Raw genomic sequence first — 21,759 nt, 5'->3', positions numbered from 1 at the left:
AATGCTAGCCGCTGTGCCAGCGGCGTAAAGTCGTGGAGCTTCGCCCCACACCCGAGGAAAGGGGGCTGTATCGACTCGCCCCCTTTCCAAACCCCCAGCGACCCGCGACGCAGCGGACAACCCCTTGTGCTTATGATGCCAATTCGCTATCGCGCCAGACGCTCATCCCTGATTCGACTGGCGCTGCTTCGGCATCCATGCCTCGCTACGCGATTGTCATCAACGCCCTGCGGCCGCTTCGAGCGGGGGTCGGTGCAATTCTGCCAATCATAGCGTTACTTGAAATTGCTTATATATCCACAGACATACACCTAATTATCAGGCACAGGCGGAACTGTGACCTTCCGAGGCATGGATGCCGAGGCTGAGCTTACAGGGACGTACTCGCAGCGAGTCACAGGAGCGCCTGTGCATAAGCCTGCGGCAGGCAATTCGAGACGTCCGTCGCTGGAAGCCCAATCAATGCTATTTGGCTATTTTGGGCTGAAAGCCATACTAGCCGCTGTGCCAGCGGCTTTCGGCGACACCGAGGGGGAAGTCGGTGTATCCCGCCAACTTTGAGCATTGTCAGTCATGATAGCGATGTGTTTTTCACGATAAATCATTAGGACAATAAACGCCTTAGACGACTAGATATCAATGACAGCCATTTAAGCAAAGAGAGCCTACGAATAGCAGGCTCTGTAACAAAAGATTCAATATAAATCTTTAAGCGGGCATTGAACGCCAGTGCGCTCCCACATCTTCCCAACGTCCGTACCTGAAACGTCGATACGAACAAACATGAACAGTTTTTGATTTCATGATAAAGATTCTCTTTTACGTTAGAGAGGGATCTCAACTATTGTGAAAAGAGCTTCAAAACGGTACGATGCGGTTGCGTTAATCGGAATCGTTGTTCGTAAGCTGAGCGCGAGACCTCTCAGTGTAGGGCTCTAGATCCATTGTTAGCGCAATGGTCTACTCTTCACGTAATACGGCTTCTATTGTTAGCGCAATAGAAGCCGTTTTTATTTTTCCTTACGAACTCCTTTGAACGGATTGCCGTCCTGTTTTACATCCATAAATCGCCCAGTCTTGGTATCTCTTTTCACCCACTGTTCTGTCACAGGGTTGAATGTTTGAGATCTTCCTTTAACGGCTCCGTTGCGGTGCCCATCCCCAGAAGGAGGATTTGTAGCCATAATTTCACCTCGTATACCATATCTAGTGCCTGAGACCATCCCAAGCACAACAAATAGTGCCACATCTTTTTGATGTGGTCAACGCGTCTTTTTTGCATTAAGCTATAAGATATCTGCTAGCCCTCTGAACAAGGGGAACATATGAATACACAAACTATAAAGCCTGCCAAAAGCCAAAGATTAGCTTTCATCGAATTCCGTCTGTACTACCTTGGATCGGTATCCAGACAAGACGTGACTGAACGATTCGATTGTAGCGATGCTGTTGCTACCAGAGACTTATCTGACTACCAAAATTTACGTGAACAAAACTGCACTTACGACAAGAGTACAAAGAAATACGACAAAACGAATGGCATATTTGATTTCTTATTTGATCTTCCAATAAACAAAGTTCTTCTAGAACTCATTGAAGGTGGACAGACATTATTAGAAGCTCAGAAAACAGGGATAATTAGTGGGTGCACTCCTATTTCACTGGTTTCACCTAATAAGGAAATTGTCTCTGAAATATCTAGATCAATATACAAAGGTAAAGTTCTAAAAATAAAATACAAATCTCTAAATAGTGGTGGCGGCTATAGGGAAATTATACCTCACAGTATATTCAGCGATGGTCTAAAATGGTATGTAAGGGCGTATGACAGAAAGAGAGAGCTATTTATAAACTTAAATATAACACGAATTACAGAAGCAACTGAGACATCTTTAGAAATAGAAAATAATGAAATTATTCAGTCAGATAAAAAATGGAACTCTACTGTGCCATTAGTATTAGCCCCTCATCCAAATGTCAAACACAAAGAAGCTATTGAAGCTGATTACAATATGGACAATGGGGAGAAGATAGTTTATGTAAAAACATCTATGGTTGAATTTTTTCTCAGAAAATGGAATATAGACTGTTCGCCTGCTGGAAATTTATTGAAAGGTGACGAATACCAATTGTGGCTTAAAAACAATCAAGCATTGTTAGGAATATGCGATTTTAAAATAGCTCCAGGATTTAAAAATCATGACTAGATTAAACTAATAATTAAAACGCATTTTTTCCCTCATTAAATACAGTTCAAAGAGTTTAGAGTCACAAAGCTTAGAACATGCACCACAAGGAAACAAAAATGGACACCCCGCGTTAATGGCGCGGTAGTTAGCCCCCGACTATGCTTTGTTTAAGCATTTAACAAGGAGGTTATTATGCCGCGCCCTCGCCGAACTCAAATCAGCCTTGAAGATACGCCTTACTACCACTGTTGCAGCCGCGTGGTACGGCGAGCCTTTCTGTGTGGTGATGATGCCTACTCGGGTAAGAATTATGACCACCGCCGTGGTTGGGTGGAATCGTTATTGTTTGAACTGGAGGCCGTTTTTGCCATTGATGTAGCGGCATTCGCCATCATGAGTAATCATCTGCATCTGGTGTTGCATATCGATATAGAGACAGCAAACCGATGGACAGACAGAGAAGTGCTTGAGCAATGGCATAAGCTGTTTAAAGGTGACGAGTTAACCCGCAAATTCACCCAGGGAGAGCTGATTGAAGCGCATGAAGTGCCCAGGCTGAGGCATACTATCGCGATTTTTCGCAGCAGGTTATGTGACATCAGTTGGTTCATGCGTTGTCTCAACGAACCGATAGCGCGTCAAGCCAATCAGGAAGATAACTGTACCGGCCGATTCTGGGAAGGAAGATTTAAGTCGCAAGCCTTACTGGATGAAGCCGCGGTGTTAACCTGCATGGCTTACGTTGACCTCAATCCCATCAGAGCCAAGATGGCCGATACGCCTGAGCAGTCGGCGCATACCAGCATTCGACTACGTATTCAGGCAGCATTGAAATGCGAACAACCCACCAAGCTACTGCCCTTTATTGGCAATGAATGCGATAACCAGCGCAGCGGTATTGCGTTTGGGCTCAAGGATTATCTTGAATTAGTGGATGATACTGGGCGTTGTATTCGCGATGATAAGCGTGGCGCGATAAGTGAAAAGAGTACCAAGCTGCTGACGCGGTTGAATATCCCTCATGAGAACTGGCTCAAGCTTACCACTGAATTTGGAAGACTATTTCGTGGGCCAGTAGGCACCTTGCAAGAGCTCAGCTGTTACTGCGAACACTTGGAGAAGCGACGACGGCATTTTGCAACCAGCTGTCAGTACTTTCAAACGGCCTAAACCCTACGCTATTTATCTCAACCACAGTTGTTGAAATCCCCTGAACCATGGGTAGGGTTAGCACGGCTCGAATCTCGCATTTTTGCGTGAAATATTTTCGATTTCATCAAACCTCTACAATTCATGGATATTTTTCTACCTCCGGGTGCTCAAATCCCCTACTGGTGCTTGAACGCAGACTGAAAGAAGATTAAGTTATTGTTTTACAGTGGGTGGCTTGATTTTTAAGCATGAAATATGTTCGATTTCATCAAACCTCTGCAACTCACGGATATCTTTCTACCTCCGGGTGCTCAAATCCACTACTGGTGCTTGAACGCAGACAGAAAGAAGATTAAGTTATTGTTTTACAGTGGGTGGCTTGATTTTTATATGTGGATTTGAATCTGCCAACAAGTTAAGGAGATGTAGTGTAAATGAGTGATGATTTATATGAGGTTATATATTTCGACCAACATTTGATTCTTAAAAAAAGCTTATATGAACAAGTGCCTCATAGTGGATTAAATGTGGCTTTTAGTTCTAATGAAGGTGTTATTCTTAGACCTCATATATATTTTCGCCCTATCAATATGACTGATACTTTTAATGAATATAAGTTCTCTGAATTAATATTTGAATGTTACGAAGGAATGGCCAATGTTGTTTCTCAATTAGTTGAAGAGAACGATGAGGAAGTCCACGTAATTACGCGTTATTTTATGAGGCACGACGATGAGAATGGTCGTTTATTGGGGGATAAATTCATATACAAAACGGAATATTACACTTTTGAATATCAAATTGAAAACTCTCTAGTACCTATCAAAAGTGCCTGTACTCCTTTGAATCCATTAGGTTTATCCTGTGAAGGTACGCTGGAGTGTTGGGTAGCAGAGATCACCTTGGATAAGAAAATATGGACACCCAACGTTAATGGCGCGGTAGTTAGCCTCCGACTATGCTTTGTTTAAGCATTTAACAAGGAGGTTATTATGCCGCGCCCTCGCCGAACTCAAATCAGCCTTGAAGATACGCCTTACTACCACTGTTGCAGCCGCGTGGTACGGCGAGCCTTTCTGTGTGGTGATGATGCCTACTCGGGTAAGAATTATGACCACCGCCGTGGTTGGGTGGAATCGTTATTGTTTGAACTGGAGGCCGTTTTTGCCATTGATGTAGCGGCATTCGCCATCATGAGTAATCATCTGCATCTGGTGTTGCATATCGATATAGAGACAGCAAACCGATGGACAGACAGAGAAGTGCTTGAGCAATGGCATAAGCTGTTTAAAGGTGACGAGTTAACCCGCAAATTCACCCAGGGTGAGCTGATTGAAGCGTATGAAGTCCCCAGGCTGAAGAATACTATCGCGATTTATCGCAGCAGGTTATGTGACATCAGCTGGTTTATGCGTTGTCTCAATGAACCGATAGCGCGTCAAGCCAATCAGGAAGATAACTGTACCGGCCGATTCTGGGAAGGAAGATTTAAGTCGCAAGCCTTACTGGATGAAGCCGCGGTGTTAACCTGCATGGCTTACGTTGACCTCAATCCCATCAGAGCCAAGATGGCCGATACGCCTGAGCAGTCGGCGCATACCAGCATTCGACTACGTATTCAGGCAGCATTGAAATGCGAACAACCCACCAAGCTACTGCCCTTTATTGGCAATGAATGCGATAACCAGCGCAGCGGTATTGCGTTTGGGCTCAAGGATTATCTTGAATTAGTGGATGATACTGGGCGTTGTATTCGCGATGATAAGCGTGGCGCGATAAGTGAAAAGAGTACCAAGCTGCTGACGCGGTTGAATATCCCTCATGAGAACTGGCTCAAGCTTACCACTGAATTTGGAAGACTATTTCGTGGGCCAGTAGGCACCTTGCAAGAGCTCAGCTGTTACTGCGAACACTTGGAGAAGCGACGACGGCATTTTGCAACCAGCTGTCAGTACTTTCAAACGGCCTAAACCCTACGCTATTTATCTCAACCACAGTTGTTGAAATCCCCTGAAGCATGGGTAGGGCTAGCACGGCTCAAATCTCGCATTTTTGCGTGAAATCGGTTCGATTTCATCAAACCTCTGCAACTCACGGATATCTTTCTACCTCCGGGTGCTCAAATCCACTACTGGTGCTTGAACGCAGACAGAAAGAAGATTAAGTTATTGTTTTACAGTGGGTGGCTTGATTTTTATATGTGGATTTGAATCTGCCAACAAGTTAAGGAGATGTAGTGTAAATGAGTGATGATTTATATGAGGTTATATATTTCGACCAACATTTGATTCTTAAAAAAAGCTTATATGAACAAGTGCCTCATAGTGGATTAAATGTGGCTTTTAGTTCTAATGAAGGTGTTATTCTTAGACCTCATATATATTTTCGCCCTATCAATATGACTGATACTTTTAATGAATATAAGTTCTCTGAATTAATATTTGAATGTTACGAAGGAATGGCCAATGTTGTTTCTCAATTAGTTGAAGAGAACGATGAGGAAGTCCACGTAATTACGCATTATTTTATGAGGCACGACGATGAGAATGGTCGTTTATTGGGGGATAAATTCATATACAAAACGGAATATTACACTTTTGAATATCAAATTGAAAACTCTCTAGTACCTATCAAAAGTGCCTGTACTCCTTTGAATCCATTAGGTTTATCCTGTGAAGGTACGCTGGAGTGTTGGGTAGCAGAGATCACCTTGGATAAATATTTTTCTTTACTACGATAATCGTGGTTTTACACATAAAAAACTGCTAAAACGGACGCAGGAACATTCGGTGGTTTTGGTTCTGAGTGTGATTGGCTTGTAGTGGCCAATTAACTTGACCACTACACTGTCAGTACAAGTCTGAGCTAGTACAGGTAATATTCGACATCGACAACGGTTGGGGTGGGTCATTGTGTTTATTTGGCGACTAAACAATAACTCTCCAACCGTTTTCATTTCCAGTCCACGCTAATCTGTGATGAACCTAATTTTTTACGTTCGTTTTTATACCGCTTCTTCGTTTTCTTCACCGGTACGGATACGAATAATACGTTCGATATCGGTCACAAAGATCTTGCCGTCGCCGATTTTACCGGTACGGGCGGTTTCAACAATCACATCCAGTGCCTGTTCCAGCAGATCATCCTGAATAACCAGCTCTATCTTCACCTTGGGCAGAAAGTCGACCATATACTCGGCACCACGGTACAACTCCGTATGTCCCTTCTGGCGGCCAAAACCTTTGACTTCCAGAACCGTCATACCGGTTATTCCTATCTCAGCCAACGCCTCACGGACATCGTCCAGTTTAAACGGCTTGATTATGGCTTCCACTTTCTTCATCAGGCACTCCTTTAGGGCTTGGAATTCTTCTGCGACTCATGACCATTTCCTCGGCAATTTGACCGGAGAAATAGCTCGCGATTTTGCTTGTTCGCATACAATCGCAATAGCTTATCACGACATACTGCGGGCAAGAAGTGATTGTCCGCTCAGATGAAAAAACCAGGCCTATTCCTTGGTAGTAGCCATGATCAACACGGTGTACTTATTCATCCCTTAGGTAAGCAAGTGCAATATTTAGTGCAAACTCATCTAAAAGGAAACCAGAGCCGAGCCACTGCCTGGACTAAACTAAGACAACACTCAGGTTCGCCGGATGCGGGCCGTCCAACACTCAAGGATGAGATTATGCGTCATTTACAGCTTGGTTTTTCGCTGCTGGAGGTCATGGTCGCCATGGCTCTGCTGGCGGTATTGGCCTCAGTCGGAGCCCCCTCACTCAAGTCGCTCTACGAAGGTTATCGCGCTCAAACCGGTATCAAACAAGTACAACAACTGCTGCAATTTGCTCGCAATCAGGCCATTAGTTATGGTGTCAGAGTCAGTGTCTGCGCTCTCAAGGATGGCCACTGTGAAGCCGATGCCTGGCAACAAGGAGTAACGGTTTTCAGCGATCACAACGGTAATCTGGCCCTGGATGATGACGACAAGCTGCTGTTTCAAAGCGGCGCTTTTGATAGCCAAGACATACTCAGGTACAACCGGGATGCAATACGCTTTCTGCCGGACGGATTGGCAACAGGAACCAATGGTACCTTCAAATATTGCCCGGGTCAGGCCAACAGTCCCCATTCCGAGGCCTTGGTCATCAATCAGGCGGGGCGAATTCGTCACTCTCAGGATGAAAATATCAATTGCCAGGATGGTGATGGCGGCTGAATTGACGACCACTGCACAGGATTTGCAAAGACAGCTGTAATTAACAACTCATTCACTTATACTTAAGCCTATCTATTCGTGTGAAGAGTTGACTATGGCTGTACCACATTTTTCCAGTTCCAGAATCCGCGGCTTTACTCTGGTCGAACTCATGGTCACCATTGCTGTAGCCGCCATACTGCTGTCTGTGGGGGTTCCCTCTCTCACTTCCTTGTATGAAGGCTACCGTAGTCAGTCGGAAATAAGCCGGATTGAGCAAGCCCTGTCCTTCGCCCGCAACCAAGCCATCAGCTACGGCATGACAGTAGAAGTTTGTGGCTATCAGAGTGCTGTCGGCTGCGCCGCCAATTTCAACAATGGCCTCAAGGTCTATACCACTGCCAGCGGCAGTGAAAAAGTGCTGCGGGTAGTGGAAGGCATCGACAGTAAGGACGCCATCAAAGGCAGCAATGTGGGTTTTCGTCCCGATGGCCTCAGCAACACCACAGGTGAAGTGACCTTTATCTATTGCCCGGCAAAACAGGCCAGCGGCTCAAGAAGTGTGACGGTTTCCAGCTCAGGGATGATCAAATACGGCGCCGACGGGCTTGCCTGTAGCTAGCAGGCAGTATCGGCCAGGTCATCGAGGATGCCTTAGCCATTATCCTCAAAGTATGCCCCAGGAGTGCAAGACTCTGCGCTCACAACAAAGACCCCAGCCTAGGCTGGGGTCTTTGTTTAAGTCGATTGGGCTTACTCTAGCGGGGTATAGTTTCCGCCACCAGCCATAAGGGGCTAAGGGTTAAATGGCCCAGCCGCCCATATAGAACACCACCAGGCCTATGGTGATAACCAACACACCCGGCTTGAGCTTGCGCCACTCACCGCTGCAGATACGGCCGATAACCAGGGTCGCAAACCCCAGCATAATGCCTGTGACTATGTTGCAGGAGAGTATGATGAATACCGCGCAGGTCAGTCCCGCCATGGCATCCACCTTATCATCGAAGTCCAACTTGGTGACATTGGACAACATCAGCAGTCCCACATACATGAGCGCAGGCGCCGTGGCGTAGGCAGGCACCAAATAAGACAGGGGGGCCAGGAAGATCATCAGCAGGAACAGTACACCCACCACAGTGGCGGTCAGGCCTGTTTTTCCGCCTGCGGCAGTACCGGCGGCCGATTCAATGTAAACGGCGGCAGGCGCGCCGCCCACCAGACCGGCGAAGATAGAGCTGACAGAATCCGAGGTCAGCGCCTTACCGCCCCCTATGATGTTGTCATTCTTGTCCAGCAAATTGGCTTGTCCGGCCACGGCTCTTATGGTACCTGTGGCATCAAAGATAGCTGTCATCACCAGCGCCAGCACTATCGGCAGCACCACAGGGTTAAGGGCACCCATGATATCCAGCTGGCCAATCAAAGAGCCTTCTGCGCCCAAGTCGGGTACCGCAAACACGCCTTTGAACTCCACATTGGGGTCAAACAGCAAACCAAACACTGACAGAGCGATGATCACCAACAGAATGCCGCCCGGCACCCGGCGCCGCTCGAGTCCGATAGTGGCAGCCAACCCCACGACAGTGGCGATCACCGGCAGGCTGTGGATATCGCCCAGCTTGACCGGTAAACCGGCATCATTGGCCACAATCAGTTGCACACTGTTAGTGGCAATCAGCAGCAGAAACAGGCCGATACCTATCCCTGTACCATGGGCAATCCCCTTGGGCAGGTTAGCAAGCACCCACTGGCGAATGCCGGTAACGCTCACCAGGGTAAAGACGATACCCATAAGGAAAATCGCTCCCAGGGTGACAGGCAGGCTCATGCCCTGCCCCATCACCAGACTGAAGGCGGTAAACGCAGTCAGTGAGATAGCGCAGCCTATTGCCATCGGCAGATTGGCCCACAGGCCCATCAGCAGTGAGCCGAAGGCGGCAATCAGACAGGTGGCAATAAACACAGAGCCGGGATCAAACCCGGCCTTTCCCAGCATGGAGGGGACAACGATAACTGAGTAAACCATGGCAAGAAACGTGGTCAAACCGGCGATCACTTCCTGGCGGACAGTGCTGCCACGAGCGCTGATATTGAAGAAGCGTTCCAGCCATGATGATGTAGTAGGTACAGCGGTATTTGTCTTTGAAGACATCATAATTATTCTACCTTTTTGATCTCTTTGTTCGGGTCAGATGACGCCGGCTACGGCAGGTGAGAGCCCCGCTGGGCGGGTGAGAGATCCACAATAAAACGTGACCTGCAGGTGGTGGGCACCAAGGAATATCGTCAACCGATGTCCAACGCAGCCTTTGTTGGTCGCGGATAATACTGCAAATTGGCGCGCCCGGCTAAAAAGATTTCGGGATCTGTGGCTCATCCTGAATATGCAGTTGTTCATAACTTTTCATATTTACTCAAATCCCATTCATTGGCAGCGCAATCGCCATTCACATCCTTTCCCTATAGTGGCCCCATCAAGCAAACCCTGCTGCGTTGGAGCAATCACTATGTCTGAGTCCACATCAAGCAAAAAACAGGAACTTATGGCCCACGGCCTGATTATTTTCATGCTGTTTCCGGCCCTGACCATCACAGGTATCAGCCTCTATGGCCTGATCATCTGGATCATGCTGGCCCTCGGCGGCGTCGCCAGTCACTGATACAAGAGAGGATTGAATAGATGAAACGGTTAATAGCAATCTGGCGTACTCTCAACCGCCCAACCAAGTACCTGAGCCTGGGCGCCATCAGCCTGTCGGCCTTTATCATGGGCATTATTTTCTGGGGCGGCTTCAATACGGCGCTGGAAGCCACCAACACTGAGGCCTTCTGTATCAGCTGTCATTCGATGGAGAGCAATCCCTATCAAGAACTGCAGCAAACTGTGCATTGGTCAAATCACTCCGGCGTGCGGGCAACCTGCCCTGATTGCCACGTGCCCCACGACTGGAGCCGCAAGATAGCCCGTAAGATGGAAGCATCTCACGATGTCTGGGGCTGGCTGTTCCAAACGGTCAACACTCCGGAAAAATTTGAAGCCAAGCGTCTGGAAATGGCCAGCCGTGAGTGGAAACGTTTTGCCCGTGACAACTCCCAGGCCTGTAAAAACTGCCATGACTACAAGTCAATGAAATGGGACGAGATGTCAGCCCTGGCGCAAAAACAGATGAAACAAGCGGCAGAGAAAGATCAGTCCTGTATCGATTGCCACAAGGGCATAGCTCACAAGCTGCCCGATATGGGCACAGCCAGAGCCCCTGAACTGATTGCCGAAGTGGGTTCAGGTGAGACCTCACTGCAACAGGGCGGCAAATATTTCAGCGCCTTGACCAAGCCTCTGTATCTGGATGACAAGAGCGCGGAAGAAGCCGGTACTCTGAACGTGGCCACCGAAATCAAGGTGCTGGAGCTCAAGGGCAAACGGGTCAAAATCGCCATCGATGGCTGGCGTAAGAAGATAGGTGCCGGCCGGGTGATCTACATGGATTTCGGTATCAATATCCTCTCGGCTCAGTTGACCAAGGCCGCTGCCGAAACCGACGGGGTGATCAAGACCTTTGAAGAGAAAGAAGATCCCATGACTGGCCTCAAGTGGCAGCGTGTGGAAGCCGAGATCTGGACCGACAGCGATTATCTGCTGACCGAACTTGCACCGCTCTGGGGTTATGCCCGCAGCACTTATGCCTCTAGCTGCAGTGTCTGCCACACCCAGCCCGATGAGCATCACTTCGATGCCAACACCTGGCCGGGCATGTTCCAGGGGATGTTGGCCTTCGTCAACATGGATCAGGACACCCAGGCACTGGTGCAGAAATACCTGCAACAACATTCTTCCACCTTCAGCAAAGAAGAGCACTAAGAGGTTGGCGTTATGAACAGAAGAGACTTTTTAAAAGGCCTGGCCTCCACTTCCGTTGTGGTTGCCGGAAGCAGTTCGGTACTCGCTCCCCTGTCGGCGCTGGCCAAGGGGATGGATGACGGTGACGCCTGGCTGACCACAGGCTCCCACTTCGGCGCATTTCGTATCAAGCGCCGCAACGGGGTTATCGCCGACGTCAAACCACTGGAATACGACAAGTATCCCACCGACATGATCCGCGGCATCCGTGGCCTGGTCTATAACCCATCGCGGATCCGTTATCCCATGGTGCGGCTCGACTTCCTGCTCAAGGGACACAAGAGCAATACCCATGAACGCGGCGACTTCCGTTTCGTTCGTGTCACCTGGGACAAGGCGTTGACTCTGTTCAAAGAGTCGCTGGATATCATTCAAACCCAGTACGGGCCATCTGGCCTGCACGCCGGACAAACCGGTTGGCGTGCCACCGGACAGCTGCACTCAAGCACCAGCCATATGCAGCGCGCCATCGCCATGCACGGCAACTTCGTCAAGAAAGTGGGCGACTACTCCACTGGCGCCGGGCAAACGATTATGCCTTATGTGCTGGGCTCTACCGAAGTGTACGCTCAGGGCACCTCCTGGCCGCTGATCCTCAAGCACAGCGATACCATAGTGCTCTGGTCCAACGATCCTTACAAAAACCTGCAGGTGGGCTGGAACGCCGAAACCCACGAGTCCTTCGCCTATCTGGCGCAGCTCAAGGAAAAGGTCAAAGCCGGTAAGATCCGGGTGATCAGCATAGATCCGGTCGAAACCAAGACCCAAGCCTATCTGGGTTGTGAGCAGCTGTATGTCAACCCACAAACAGACGTGGCCTTGATGTTGGGTATCGCCCATGAGATGTACACAGCCAAGCTGCACGATGCCAAGTTTATCGAAGGCTATAGCCTGGGCTTTGAAGAGTTCCTGCCCTACCTCCTGGGTGACAAAGACGGCATCGCCAAGACTCCGGAATGGGCCGAAGCCATCTGTGGCGTCAAGGCTGAAGTCATCCGCGATCTGGCCCGCACCCTGACCAAGGGCCGTACCCAGATCATGATGGGCTGGTGTATTCAGCGTCAGCAACACGGAGAGCAGCCTTACTGGATGGCGGCGGTACTGGCCACCATGATAGGCCAGATAGGCCTGCCTGGCGGTGGTATCAGCTATGGCCACCACTATTCAGGTATTGGGGTACCCGCCACAGGTGCCGCAGCACCGGGCGCCTTCCCGCGCAACCTGGACGAAGGCCAAAAGCCACTGTTCGACAACAACGACTTCAAGGGCGCCAGCAGCACTATTCCGGTCGCCCGCTGGATAGATGCCATTCTGGAACCCGGCAAGACTATTGATGCCAACGGCAGCAAGGTTACCTATCCGGATATCCGCATGATGGTGTTCTCGGGCAACAACCCCTGGAACCACCATCAGGACAGAAACCGTATGAAGCAGGCATTCCGCAAGCTGGAATGCGTGGTCTCCATAGATGTGAACTGGACCGCCACCTGCCGCTTCTCAGATATAGTCCTGCCCGCCTGTACCACCATGGAGCGTAACGATATCGATGTCTACGGTGCCTACGCCGGCCGCGGTATTCTGGCGATGCACAAGATGGTTGAGCCACTGTTTGAAAGTCTGTCAGACTTTGAGATATTCACCCGCTTTGCCAAAATACTCGGCAAGGAGAAGGAATACACCCGCGGGCTAACAGAAATGGAATGGCTGGAAAAACTCTACAACGAGTGTAAGGCCGCCAACCAAGGCAAGTTTGCCATGCCGGACTTCAACAAGTTCTGGAAGCAGGGTTATGTGCACTTCGGTGAAGGGCAAAACTGGGTCAGACATGCCGACTTCCGCGAGGATCCTGAGATCAACCCCTTGGGTACTCCTTCCGGCCTGATTGAAATCTTCAGCCGTAAGATTGCCCAGTTCGGTTATGATGACTGCCCTGGCCACCCAGTGTGGATGGAAAAATCCGAGCGCAGCCATGGCGGTCCAGGCAGCGATAAGTACCCGGTTTGGCTGCAGTCCTGCCACCCGGACAAGCGCCTGCACTCACAGATGTGTGAGTCCAAGGAATATCGCGAAACCTATACGGTGCAAGGGCGTGAGCCGGTTTACATTAACCCTGAAGATGCCAGGGCTCGCGGTATCAAAGACGGCGATCTGGTGCGGGTGTTCAACGGCCGCGGCCAACTGCTGGCCGGAGCCGTCGTCTCGGGCCGTTTCCCCAAAGGGGTTATCCGGATCCATGAAGGCGCCTGGTATGGCCCGGTAGGTAAGGATGGCAGCATTGAAGGCGGCGCCGAAATCGGTGCCCTGTGCAGCTATGGTGACCCCAATACCCTGACTCAGGATATAGGTACCTCCAAGCTGGCGCAGGCCTGCTCGGCCTACACTTGCCAGGTGGAATTTGAAAAGTTCACCGGCAAGGCGCCCAAGGTATCCTCCTTCGATGGGCCGATTGAGATAAAAATCTAAGGGAAGGTGCGAACAAGTCCCACGAGGACTTATTCGCACCATCACTAATCGCAGATAACTGAGGTAAGCCAATGGAACAGTTAAATCAAGGCAGAGCCATGCTGTACAACTTCCTCTCGGGCCTGTTCGCCCGCGAGTTGAATGCCGAGCGCCTGAGTCAACTGACGGCGCCGGAAAGCAAGGCCTTTTGGCAACAGCTGAGCAGCGATCCCTCCCTCAAGCAAGAAGCCAAGCTGATGGAGCAAAAACTGCAATCCATTGCCTGGATGCAGGACAGAGACAAGGCGCTGCTGGAGCTGGCGGCAGACTTCTGTGGGCTGTTTCTGGTGGGCAGTAAACAGAGTGCTTCGCCCTATGCCAGCCTCTATCTGCAAGCGAATGAAGATGTCACCCTGTTCGGTGAGCAGCATCAACAGATGCTGGCCTTTTTGCAGCGAAGTCAGCTGCAGCTGAGCGGTGACTTCCCCGAGCCCGCCGACCACCTGGCGGTGATTCTGGCCTATCAGGCTCATCTGTGTCTGAACGCCTCGGCATCAACGCAGCAAGAGTTTCTGCAAGAGTGCCTGCTCAGTTGGCTGGAGCCATTTTGTCAGCGGGTGACCGAATGCGATCGCGGCGGTTTTTATGCCGCGCTCGCGCGCCTGACCCTGGCCTTTGTTCAAAGCGATGCCGAGTGGCTGAAAGGCGCCGCAGCGCACTGAGTGAGGCGATTTAGACAAGAGCTAACAAGCGCTTGCCTGAATCAAACGTAACACAGCCCCCCCTAATCAAAGAGGCAAAGGGTCAAAGGGTTAAAGGGTCAAAGGGTCAAAGGTTCAAAGGGCGCCAACTCGAGTATCGAGCGGTGCCCTTTCTATATCTTCAGCAGCCGGTAAATGCTGCGCTTCCTGTCTTCAGTGCTTAAACCCCAGGTAAGAAAGCGTCTTAGTCTGATTGCTGCTCAAGCCAGTTATCGAGCGCCTGCAATGATGCCGCTACGCAATCTGTCAGCTCGGTAAGTTCCTCGTCGCGCAAAGGTTTGCCAGTCTTGATGGCCTGCTCCAGTGCGGCGCAGCGCAAGTGCAGTGCTTCAAGCCCCATGTTGCCACTGCTGCCCTTAAGTGCGTGCAGCTTGGCAGCCATGATATCCCGTTGCCCATCTGCCGCCTGTAAAGCTTGCAGCTGCGCATCACAGCTGTCCACAAACTGCTGCCGCATCTCCAGCAAAGTGTCCTTGCCGAGCACCTGCAGGTCCTGCTCAAGTTGCTCCTGCGCCAGCCATTGGGTGTTGTCCGTATTGCGGGATTTAAGGCCCAGCGCTTGGGCATCCTCTTCCTTATCGCGCTCATCACTCTGATTCGAGCCGGAGACAACCCCTAGCCAGTTGGCCAGTGCCTGTAATCCCAAGGGCTTGCCCAGCACTATATCAAAGCCCATGGCCTGGTAATCGGCCATATCCTGAGTCTGCAACTGGGCGGTAAAGGCGGCAATCGGCACCTTGGGGCCCAGCTGTTGCCTGAGCTCGGGTAACAGCTCACTGCCGGAGCCGTCACTCAGTTGTAAATCCAGCATCACGGCATCGAATGGGCCTGACGTGTTATCAAGCAACACACTCCGTGCCTCTGCCAAACTGACACACAAGAGTGACTCATGCCCAAGATGCGCCAAAAAGCCCTGAGCCACCAAGGCATTAACCCTGTTATCTTCCACCAGCAGCACCCGCTTGGCGATTTCACTCTGTGGCAGGCTACTCGATTGTTGCTCCCCCTGCTCACAGGGCTGAAGCGGCACACTGAAACTGAAACGGCTGCCCTGCCCCGGCGTGCTGATAACTTCTATGGCGGGAGCATCCCCGCTCTCACAGCCATTCATCAGCTGCACCAGGTCGCGACTGATACTCAGCCCAAGTCCGGTTCCTCTGGCACTGGCATGGGTTGCCTCAGTGGCATAGGGAGTAAACAGATGCGCCATGGCCTCGGGGCGGATGCCGATACCTGTGTCGGTCACGCTGAAGCACAGGCGCGCATCTTGAATACTGACCTCCAAGGTCACACTACCCTTGGTGGTAAACTTGATGGCATTGCCCAGAAGGTTAAACAGCACCTGTCTGAGCTTGGGCCCATCGAGCCAGACCCATTCGGGCAATTCCGGCTTTAACAGCCTGAGCTCGAGCCCGGCAAGATTGGCACCGGCCAACATGATGGCGGTCACTTCGTTGAGCAGCGCCGGCAACTCCACGGCCCTTGGCTCATTGAGCAGCCTGCCCTGCTCCAGACGTGAAAAATCGAGAATGTCATTGAGCACGGTTTGCAGTTGAGTACCACTGTACTGGGACAGCGCCAACATCTGCCGCGCCTTGGCGGGTAACTCCGCCTGCCCCAGCAGACTCAGAGTGCCGAGCAAGCCGTTAAGGGGCGTGCGTATTTCGTGGCTCATGGTAGCCAAAAACAGCGACTTGGCCTGACTGGCCTCTTCCAGTTGGGCGTTGGTCTGGGCGAGCTCGCGGGTTCGCTCGGCCACCTTCAGCTCCAGCGCCAGCTTATGCTCGGTCAACTCGGCCGCGGTGCGCTGCAGATCCTGCTGCAACTTTTGATTGTGGGCCGTTTTCTGTTTGAAGGCTTCCAGCGCCGAGGCCATGGCGGTAAGTTCATCATCGCCGTAAGAGCGTATGCTGACGTTGGTATCACCAAGACTCAGGCGACTCAGCGCCTGGGTGGCATCGCTCAAGCGCCGGGCGATACCCTTATAGATAACCTGCCAACTGACAAACAGGATCAGCAGCAACATCAAGGCGCCCGTCCCCCAGAGCCCGGCACTGGCCCAATTGAGCTGCCCCAGATAGTCGCGTCGGGCCAAATTCAGCTGTTGCTGTTGGCCCTCGAGCGCAGCATCCACGGTTTGCTCCATCGACTTGAGGTTGTCCGAAATCACCAGTTGCCTTTGCTCCAGTTGCTGCTGCAACTGCCATATTGCTTCGGCCAATTGTTGGCCGGCAATGACCTGATCAAGACGGGCAAATTCGGCCTCGAGCGCCTCGGCCCGGCCGGGGTCCCGAACCAAATCGGCCACGGGAATGCGCTTGAGCAATCCCGGGGACAGGGCATCATCGGTCAACGGTGAATGGTTAATGGCACCGACCAAGTCTTGCGGCGCATCGGCCGCTGCAAATATCTGCCCGAGCAAGGCTATCTTGTGGGTCAGTTTCAGGGCGCGGTTGAGCTGCTCGGCGCTGCTGAGATCCAGCTCTATAATGTCATCCACTGCCGCCGCCCCCGGGATCTGGCTCAGCTTGGCAATAATGACTGAGTCCAGCACCGCCAGCTCGGAGCGCAGCAGATTATCGGCCTGCTTGGAGGCCTGTACCAGTAAAAGCCCTTTCTGTTTCAGCGCTTGGGTACGCTCAAGTCGCTCCCCCGTCTGTTCGCCGAGTAAGGTCAGCTCGGCGATAATGGTGGCCGCCGCCTGTTTCAGATTGGCCGAATCCGGCACCGCCAACTGCTCCAGGGTCGCAATCGCCGCCAACATGCGATTGCTTTCAAGAGACAGGCGACGCCCCAAATATTGACGCTGCTTTTCATCGGCAACTGTGCCCAGGCGCTGGGCATTCTCCGCCAGCGAGGTGGCCGATTGCGATAGCTGCCGCGCGGCTTCTGATGCGGGCAAGGCCTTCTCGTAAAGAAAACTGTCGGCGCCCTTGACCCAGTAAAGGCTCAAGTTTCCCAGAGTCACCAGTAATAACAGCAGCAGCGCCAGCAAACAGAACGCCAGCATCAGACGGCCGGTCAGGCTGCTCAGCCATGAAGATAAAGGTCTCACTTGTTATCCTTGTTGATACCGGTCCGCATAGGCATTGACCCACTCAAACATTCAGCAGGAATGCTATGGTAGAATACTGGCATCATATATCAGGACCTTCCCCATGAGCCAATTTGCCGCCAAGTTCGAGTCTTTGTTGCCGACAACCAAAAGACCTCTGCTGCTGTGGTTATTGGCTCTGCTGATGTTTACCCCTGCCGTGCTGGCCAATGAAACCTGGGAGCTTGAGCAGCGCAGTCCTTACAACGAAGCAATCCAGCAGGCCAGCCCTCTGACCCACACTCCGCTCACCAAGGCCAACAAGCCCTGGAAGCTGTGCGCTTTGGTGCCGCATCTTAAAGACGCCTATTGGATAGGGATTGATTATGGTTTGGCCAAACAGAGCCAAGCCTTGGGCCTTGGGCTGGAACTCCATGAAGCCGGCGGCTATGGCAACAACCAGACCCAGTTGGCGCAACTCAAATCCTGCCTCGATGGCGATGCCGATGCGATTTTGCTTGGCGCCGTCAGCCCACACCTGCTCGAGGGCCAGACGCTGGAGCTGACCAAGCCGGTGTTGGCGCTGGTGAACCAACTGGCAGACAACCGGGTACGAACCCATATAGGAGTCAATTGGTATCAGATGGGTTATCTGACCGGTGAGTTTCTCTCATCTACCCCGCACAAACGCCTGGCGATGCTGGCGGGCCCCGAAGGCCGTGGCGGAACCGACCTGGTGGAAAAAGGCGTCAAACAAGCACTGCAAGACAGCCAGGTGGAGATAGTGGCCGTGATGCATGCCGACAACAACCGTAATCTCTACCGGGATCAGCTCAATCTGTTGCTCAATCAAAGTGAGCAGCCACTGCCGCAAGCCTTGCTCGGCAGTGCCGTCGCCATTGAAGCCGCCATGGGCACTCTCAGGCAGAGAAACCTGACCAACAAAATGGCGCTGGTGAGCAGCTATCTATCGCCGGATGTACTGCGTGCCCTCAAGCGCAACAAGGTTGCTTATGCCAATGATGACAGAGTGGTACTACAGGGGCGGCTGGCGGTCGATCTCGCCGTCAGGCTGTTGCAGGGGGAAAAGGCGTTTGGTGATATAGGTCCGGCAATTTTGCAGTTGCGCCCGGATAACCTCAAAAGCATGCAACTGGATGACAGTTTGGCACCGGCAGACTTCTACCCCATATACAGGGTGGAAGCCAAGGGCTCAGAACTCAGTCGCTGACATCGGCGGCAAACAGATAGCCCTCGCCGTGCACAGTGACAAACAGCTCAGGGCTCAGTTTGCTGCGCAGGCGCCGAATAATCACATCTATGGTGCGGTCGTTGACATCCTGATCCCTGTGGCTGGTTTGCTGCATCAAGCGCTCTCTCGAGAGTACCTGCTGCGGATGCAGGGCAAAGGCCACCAAGAGTTCAAACTCCGCCTTGGTCAACTTGATAGCCTGCCCATCCAGGCTCAAACGGCGACTGTTGAGCTGCAGATGATAGCCCTCGAAATAGAGATTATCGTCCGAGCGCGACAATTGTTCGGCCGTTTGCTGCTGGGCCTTTTTCACCAGAGAGATGCGCCAGAGCAGGTTTTTGACCCTGACCCTGAGCTCGCGAAACTCAAACGGCTTGGTGACATAATCATCGGCGCCCATCTCCAGGCCCACTATCTTATCTATCGCCTCATCCCGGCCGGTTACTAGAATAATGCCCACATCTGAGCGGCTGCGCAGCTCACGGGTCAGCATCAGACCATCGTCCCCCGGCATATTGATATCCAGCATCACCAGATCCACATGCTGTTGCTGCAGTTGCTGCCACATCTGCTCACCGTCGGCGGCTTCCATCACCTGGTAACCATCTTTTTCAAAATAGCCTTTCAAACGAGTCCGAATGATAGCCTCATCGTCCACTATCAATATGCGGTATGCCATGCTTGTATTCCAACCGGCTGGGGTAGACGCCATTATTCACAATTTTTCATATTTTGTCTGTAGCGGATAGATATTTGACCTGAGTTCGGTGCCAAGCGCTTCTTATGTGGCTACAATAAGGACAGACCAAGAATTAAAGGACTGAATATGGACGAAAAGCGCAAGTTTTCACGGATCCTGTTTACCATAGATGCCCAGTTGAGCTGCGGTGACAAGATATGGGGCACCCACTTGCTGGATCTCTGTCTCAACGGCGCCATGGTAGAAGAACCTGCCGATTTCGCTCCCGAAGGCGTGCTGGAGCTGAGTTTTCGCCTGCCTCAGTCCGAGGTGCAACTCTGTATGGAGGCCGAAGTTGTGCATCGCCGCAACGGCCTTCTGGGTCTCAAGTGTGCCCTCATCGATGTCGAGAGCATCAGTCACTTAAGAAGGCTGCTGGAGTTGAATCTTGGCGATGCCTCACTGCTGCACCGGGAGTTGGAGCAGTTTATCGCCGAACATGAACAGAGCCGCTGAGGCGGCTCCTGCTTCGCAGTTTACAGGGCCGCAATAACCCTGTTTGCCGGGCTATGACTCACATAGCACTCACATAGCGCTCATATAGCGCTCATATAGCAATCATAAAGCCCCGAGCGCCTCGCTGAGTTTGCTTACCCCTATCACCTGCATCCCCTGAGGCGGTTTTTTCGGCATATTGGCCTTGGGCACTATTGCCCGAGTAAAACCGTGCTTGGCAGCCTCCACCAAACGCTCCTGGCCATTGGGCACGGGACGTATCTCGCCGGAAAGGCCCACTTCGCCGAACACCACCAGATCCCTGGGCAGAATATCACCGCGGAAACTGGAAACCATGGCCAGCAGCAGAGTCAAATCGGCGCTGGTTTCTGTCACCTTGACACCGCCGACCACGTTGACAAACACGTCCTGATCCGACATCTGTAAGCCGCCATGACGATGCATTACCGCCAGCAACATAGCCAAACGGTTGGCATCCATTCCCACGGCGACCCGCCGCGGATGCGACAGTGCCGAGCTGTCTACCAACACCTGCAGTTCCACCAGCAGCGGCCGGGTACCTTCCCAAACCACCATCACCAACGAGCCGGAGGCGGCTTCATCGGCGCGTGACAGGAATATCGCCGACGGATTGGCCACTTCCTTGAGCCCCCGCTCCGTCATGGCGAACACCCCCAGTTCATTGATGGCGCCAAAGCGGTTCTTGTGCGAGCGCAGGGTGCGGTAGCGGCTATCGCTGTCCCCTTCAAACATCACAGAGCAATCTATGCAGTGCTCCAACACCTTGGGGCCGGCCAGAGAGCCGTCTTTGGTAACATGGCCGACCATGATGATGGCGATACCGTTTTGCTTGGCAAAACGGGTCAGAAAGGCGGCCGACTCACGAACCTGGGCCACACTGCCGGGGGAAGACTGCACATCGCTGATATGCATCACCTGAATCGAGTCTATTACTATGACCTTGGGCTTCTCCCGCAGTGCCACAGTGCAGATGGTCTCGACACTGGTTTCGGACAACATCTTCAAGCGTCCTGTGGGCAGGCCCAAACGATGGGCACGCATCGCCACTTGCTGCAAAGATTCCTCGCCGGTCACATAGAGAGCCGGCATGGTCTCGGCCAACTGACACAAAGTCTGCAGCAGCAAGGTACTCTTGCCTGCGCCCGGATGCCCGCCAATCAGGATGGCACTGCCGGCGACTATGCCGCCACCGAGCACTCGGTCAAATTCGATAAAGCTGCTGGGGATCCTTGGCACTTCGTTGAGATCTATCTGATCCAGCGTCTGGATCTCACTGGCACTGGCACCGGCATAACCGCTGAACTGACCGCCCCGGGATGGCGTGGCCGCCCCCAGTCTGACTTCAGTAATGGTATTCCATTCATGACAGGCACTGCACTGCCCCTGCCAGCGGGGAAAGTCCTGGCCACATTCGTTGCACACGTATGCTGTTTTATTCTTCGCCATCTGGGTTCAAACTTGTGTAAAATCTGTAATAGTTAATTAAAATAATTGCACTTTCAAAGTGATACTTTCAGCGTGATAATCCCGAATTGGGTTCAAGCTTCCCAAAGCCGGGCCGACATAAGACTAACAGTCAGCACAAGAATAAGCACCCTTTAAAGAGCGAGT

18 protein-coding genes are annotated in these 21,759 nt (G+C 51.8%); 13 read left to right on the top strand and 5 right to left on the bottom strand.

What is annotated here, in order from left to right:
* Positions 1-1,325 precede the first annotated feature (1,325 nt).
* The 5 genes from E1N14_RS05870 (at position 1,326) to E1N14_RS05850 (ending at position 6,081) form a co-directional block, all read left to right on the top strand.
* A complete protein-coding gene (locus tag E1N14_RS05870; RefSeq protein WP_025012156.1) occupies positions 1,326-2,207 on the top strand; it encodes a WYL domain-containing protein in 882 nt (293 codons plus the stop codon).
* 174 nt (positions 2,208-2,381) lie between these two features.
* Positions 2,382-3,359, top strand: a complete 978-nt coding sequence (locus tag E1N14_RS05865; RefSeq protein ID WP_208155362.1) for a transposase — start codon at positions 2,382-2,384, stop codon at positions 3,357-3,359.
* Positions 3,360-3,775: 416 nt separating this feature from the next.
* Positions 3,776-4,312, top strand: coding sequence for a hypothetical protein (locus E1N14_RS05860; RefSeq protein ID WP_208155361.1), 537 nt, complete (start codon positions 3,776-3,778; stop codon positions 4,310-4,312).
* Between the two features lie 21 nt (positions 4,313-4,333).
* Positions 4,334-5,311 (top strand): hypothetical protein, encoded by a 978-nt coding sequence (locus E1N14_RS05855; RefSeq protein WP_025012169.1) that lies wholly within the window; start codon positions 4,334-4,336, stop codon positions 5,309-5,311.
* Between the two features lie 272 nt (positions 5,312-5,583).
* Entirely contained in the window at positions 5,584-6,081 is a 498-nt protein-coding gene (locus E1N14_RS05850; RefSeq protein WP_168429415.1) for a hypothetical protein, read from the top strand.
* Between the two features lie 264 nt (positions 6,082-6,345).
* On the opposite strand, the gene glnB is transcribed toward E1N14_RS05850, so the two are convergent.
* Positions 6,346-6,684, bottom strand: a complete 339-nt coding sequence (gene glnB, locus E1N14_RS05845; RefSeq protein WP_025009956.1) for a nitrogen regulatory protein P-II — start codon at positions 6,682-6,684, stop codon at positions 6,346-6,348.
* A gap of 348 nt (positions 6,685-7,032) precedes the next feature.
* Here glnB and E1N14_RS05840 point away from each other — a divergent pair, with 348 nt between their 5' ends.
* Positions 7,033-7,563: a GspH/FimT family pseudopilin gene (locus E1N14_RS05840; protein ID WP_025009955.1), complete on the top strand. Its 531-nt coding sequence runs from the start codon at positions 7,033-7,035 to the stop codon at positions 7,561-7,563.
* Between the two features lie 94 nt (positions 7,564-7,657).
* Positions 7,658-8,164, top strand: coding sequence for a GspH/FimT family pseudopilin (locus E1N14_RS05835; protein ID WP_025009954.1), 507 nt, complete (start codon positions 7,658-7,660; stop codon positions 8,162-8,164).
* Positions 8,165-8,344: 180 nt separating this feature from the next.
* Here E1N14_RS05835 and E1N14_RS05830 read toward each other — a convergent pair whose 3' ends face one another.
* Complete coding sequence (locus E1N14_RS05830; protein WP_025009953.1) at positions 8,345-9,700, bottom strand: NCS2 family permease; 1,356 nt, start codon at positions 9,698-9,700, stop codon at positions 8,345-8,347.
* Between the two features lie 352 nt (positions 9,701-10,052).
* On the opposite strand from E1N14_RS05830, the gene E1N14_RS05825 reads away from it, so the two are divergent.
* The 4 genes from E1N14_RS05825 to torD all read left to right on the top strand — a co-directional run bounded on the left by E1N14_RS05825 (position 10,053) and on the right by torD (position 14,607).
* Positions 10,053-10,205: a nitrate reductase gene (locus E1N14_RS05825; RefSeq protein ID WP_025009952.1), complete on the top strand. Its 153-nt coding sequence runs from the start codon at positions 10,053-10,055 to the stop codon at positions 10,203-10,205.
* Positions 10,206-10,225: 20 nt separating this feature from the next.
* Entirely contained in the window at positions 10,226-11,404 is a 1,179-nt protein-coding gene (torC, locus tag E1N14_RS05820) for a pentaheme c-type cytochrome TorC (protein WP_025009951.1), read from the top strand.
* A 12-nt stretch (positions 11,405-11,416) separates the two neighbouring features.
* Entirely contained in the window at positions 11,417-13,906 is a 2,490-nt protein-coding gene (gene torA / locus E1N14_RS05815) for a trimethylamine-N-oxide reductase TorA (protein WP_062793368.1), read from the top strand.
* A gap of 71 nt (positions 13,907-13,977) precedes the next feature.
* Positions 13,978-14,607 (top strand): molecular chaperone TorD, encoded by a 630-nt coding sequence (gene torD / locus E1N14_RS05810; protein ID WP_025009950.1) that lies wholly within the window; start codon positions 13,978-13,980, stop codon positions 14,605-14,607.
* A 223-nt stretch (positions 14,608-14,830) separates the two neighbouring features.
* On the opposite strand, the gene torS is transcribed toward torD, so the two are convergent.
* Positions 14,831-17,701, bottom strand: a complete 2,871-nt coding sequence (torS, locus tag E1N14_RS05805; protein ID WP_062793367.1) for a TMAO reductase system sensor histidine kinase/response regulator TorS — start codon at positions 17,699-17,701, stop codon at positions 14,831-14,833.
* Between the two features lie 184 nt (positions 17,702-17,885).
* On the opposite strand from torS, the gene torT reads away from it, so the two are divergent.
* Positions 17,886-18,911, top strand: a complete 1,026-nt coding sequence (torT, locus tag E1N14_RS05800) for a TMAO reductase system periplasmic protein TorT (protein WP_062793370.1) — start codon at positions 17,886-17,888, stop codon at positions 18,909-18,911.
* Here torT and torR read toward each other — a convergent pair.
* Positions 18,901-19,611 carry a two-component system response regulator TorR gene (torR, locus tag E1N14_RS05795; protein ID WP_025009949.1) on the bottom strand — a complete coding sequence of 237 codons (711 nt, stop codon included), beginning with the start codon at positions 19,609-19,611 and terminating at the stop codon, positions 18,901-18,903. The two genes, torT and torR, sit on opposite strands and share 11 nt — an antisense overlap.
* A 147-nt stretch (positions 19,612-19,758) precedes the next feature.
* Here torR and E1N14_RS05790 point away from each other — a divergent pair, with 147 nt between their 5' ends.
* Complete coding sequence (locus E1N14_RS05790; protein WP_025009948.1) at positions 19,759-20,127, top strand: PilZ domain-containing protein; 369 nt, start codon at positions 19,759-19,761, stop codon at positions 20,125-20,127.
* Between the two features lie 102 nt (positions 20,128-20,229).
* Here the strand turns inward: E1N14_RS05790 and radA are convergent, their stop codons facing one another.
* The gene (gene radA, locus E1N14_RS05785) at positions 20,230-21,594 is read right to left on the bottom strand and encodes a DNA repair protein RadA (RefSeq protein WP_062793366.1); all 1,365 of its coding nucleotides are present in this window, start codon (positions 21,592-21,594) and stop codon (positions 20,230-20,232) included.
* Positions 21,595-21,759 lie beyond the last annotated feature (165 nt).

The organism is Shewanella algae (assembly GCF_009183365.2).
In the GTDB taxonomy this organism is placed as follows: domain Bacteria; phylum Pseudomonadota; class Gammaproteobacteria; order Enterobacterales; family Shewanellaceae; genus Shewanella; species Shewanella algae.
Note: the sequence above shows the minus strand (reverse complement) of the source record. Positions and strands in the feature narration are given on the sequence as shown.

Coding starts and splice junctions, on each gene's coding strand:
- E1N14_RS05860 (WP_208155361.1), top strand. CDS start 3,776: ATGAGTGATGATTTATATGAGGTTATATATTTCGACCAACATTTGATT.
- torC (WP_025009951.1), top strand. CDS start 10,226: ATGAAACGGTTAATAGCAATCTGGCGTACTCTCAACCGCCCAACCAAG.
- glnB (WP_025009956.1), bottom strand. CDS start 6,684: ATGAAGAAAGTGGAAGCCATAATCAAGCCGTTTAAACTGGACGATGTC.
- E1N14_RS05840 (WP_025009955.1), top strand. CDS start 7,033: ATGCGTCATTTACAGCTTGGTTTTTCGCTGCTGGAGGTCATGGTCGCC.
- E1N14_RS05830 (WP_025009953.1), bottom strand. CDS start 9,700: ATGATGTCTTCAAAGACAAATACCGCTGTACCTACTACATCATCATGG.
- E1N14_RS05870 (WP_025012156.1), top strand. CDS start 1,326: ATGAATACACAAACTATAAAGCCTGCCAAAAGCCAAAGATTAGCTTTC.
- radA (WP_062793366.1), bottom strand. CDS start 21,594: ATGGCGAAGAATAAAACAGCATACGTGTGCAACGAATGTGGCCAGGAC.
- E1N14_RS05865 (WP_208155362.1), top strand. CDS start 2,382: ATGCCGCGCCCTCGCCGAACTCAAATCAGCCTTGAAGATACGCCTTAC.
- torA (WP_062793368.1), top strand. CDS start 11,417: ATGAACAGAAGAGACTTTTTAAAAGGCCTGGCCTCCACTTCCGTTGTG.
- torT (WP_062793370.1), top strand. CDS start 17,886: ATGTTTACCCCTGCCGTGCTGGCCAATGAAACCTGGGAGCTTGAGCAG.
- E1N14_RS05790 (WP_025009948.1), top strand. CDS start 19,759: ATGGACGAAAAGCGCAAGTTTTCACGGATCCTGTTTACCATAGATGCC.
- torR (WP_025009949.1), bottom strand. CDS start 19,611: ATGGCATACCGCATATTGATAGTGGACGATGAGGCTATCATTCGGACT.
- E1N14_RS05825 (WP_025009952.1), top strand. CDS start 10,053: ATGTCTGAGTCCACATCAAGCAAAAAACAGGAACTTATGGCCCACGGC.
- torD (WP_025009950.1), top strand. CDS start 13,978: ATGGAACAGTTAAATCAAGGCAGAGCCATGCTGTACAACTTCCTCTCG.
- E1N14_RS05850 (WP_168429415.1), top strand. CDS start 5,584: ATGAGTGATGATTTATATGAGGTTATATATTTCGACCAACATTTGATT.
- E1N14_RS05855 (WP_025012169.1), top strand. CDS start 4,334: ATGCCGCGCCCTCGCCGAACTCAAATCAGCCTTGAAGATACGCCTTAC.
- E1N14_RS05835 (WP_025009954.1), top strand. CDS start 7,658: ATGGCTGTACCACATTTTTCCAGTTCCAGAATCCGCGGCTTTACTCTG.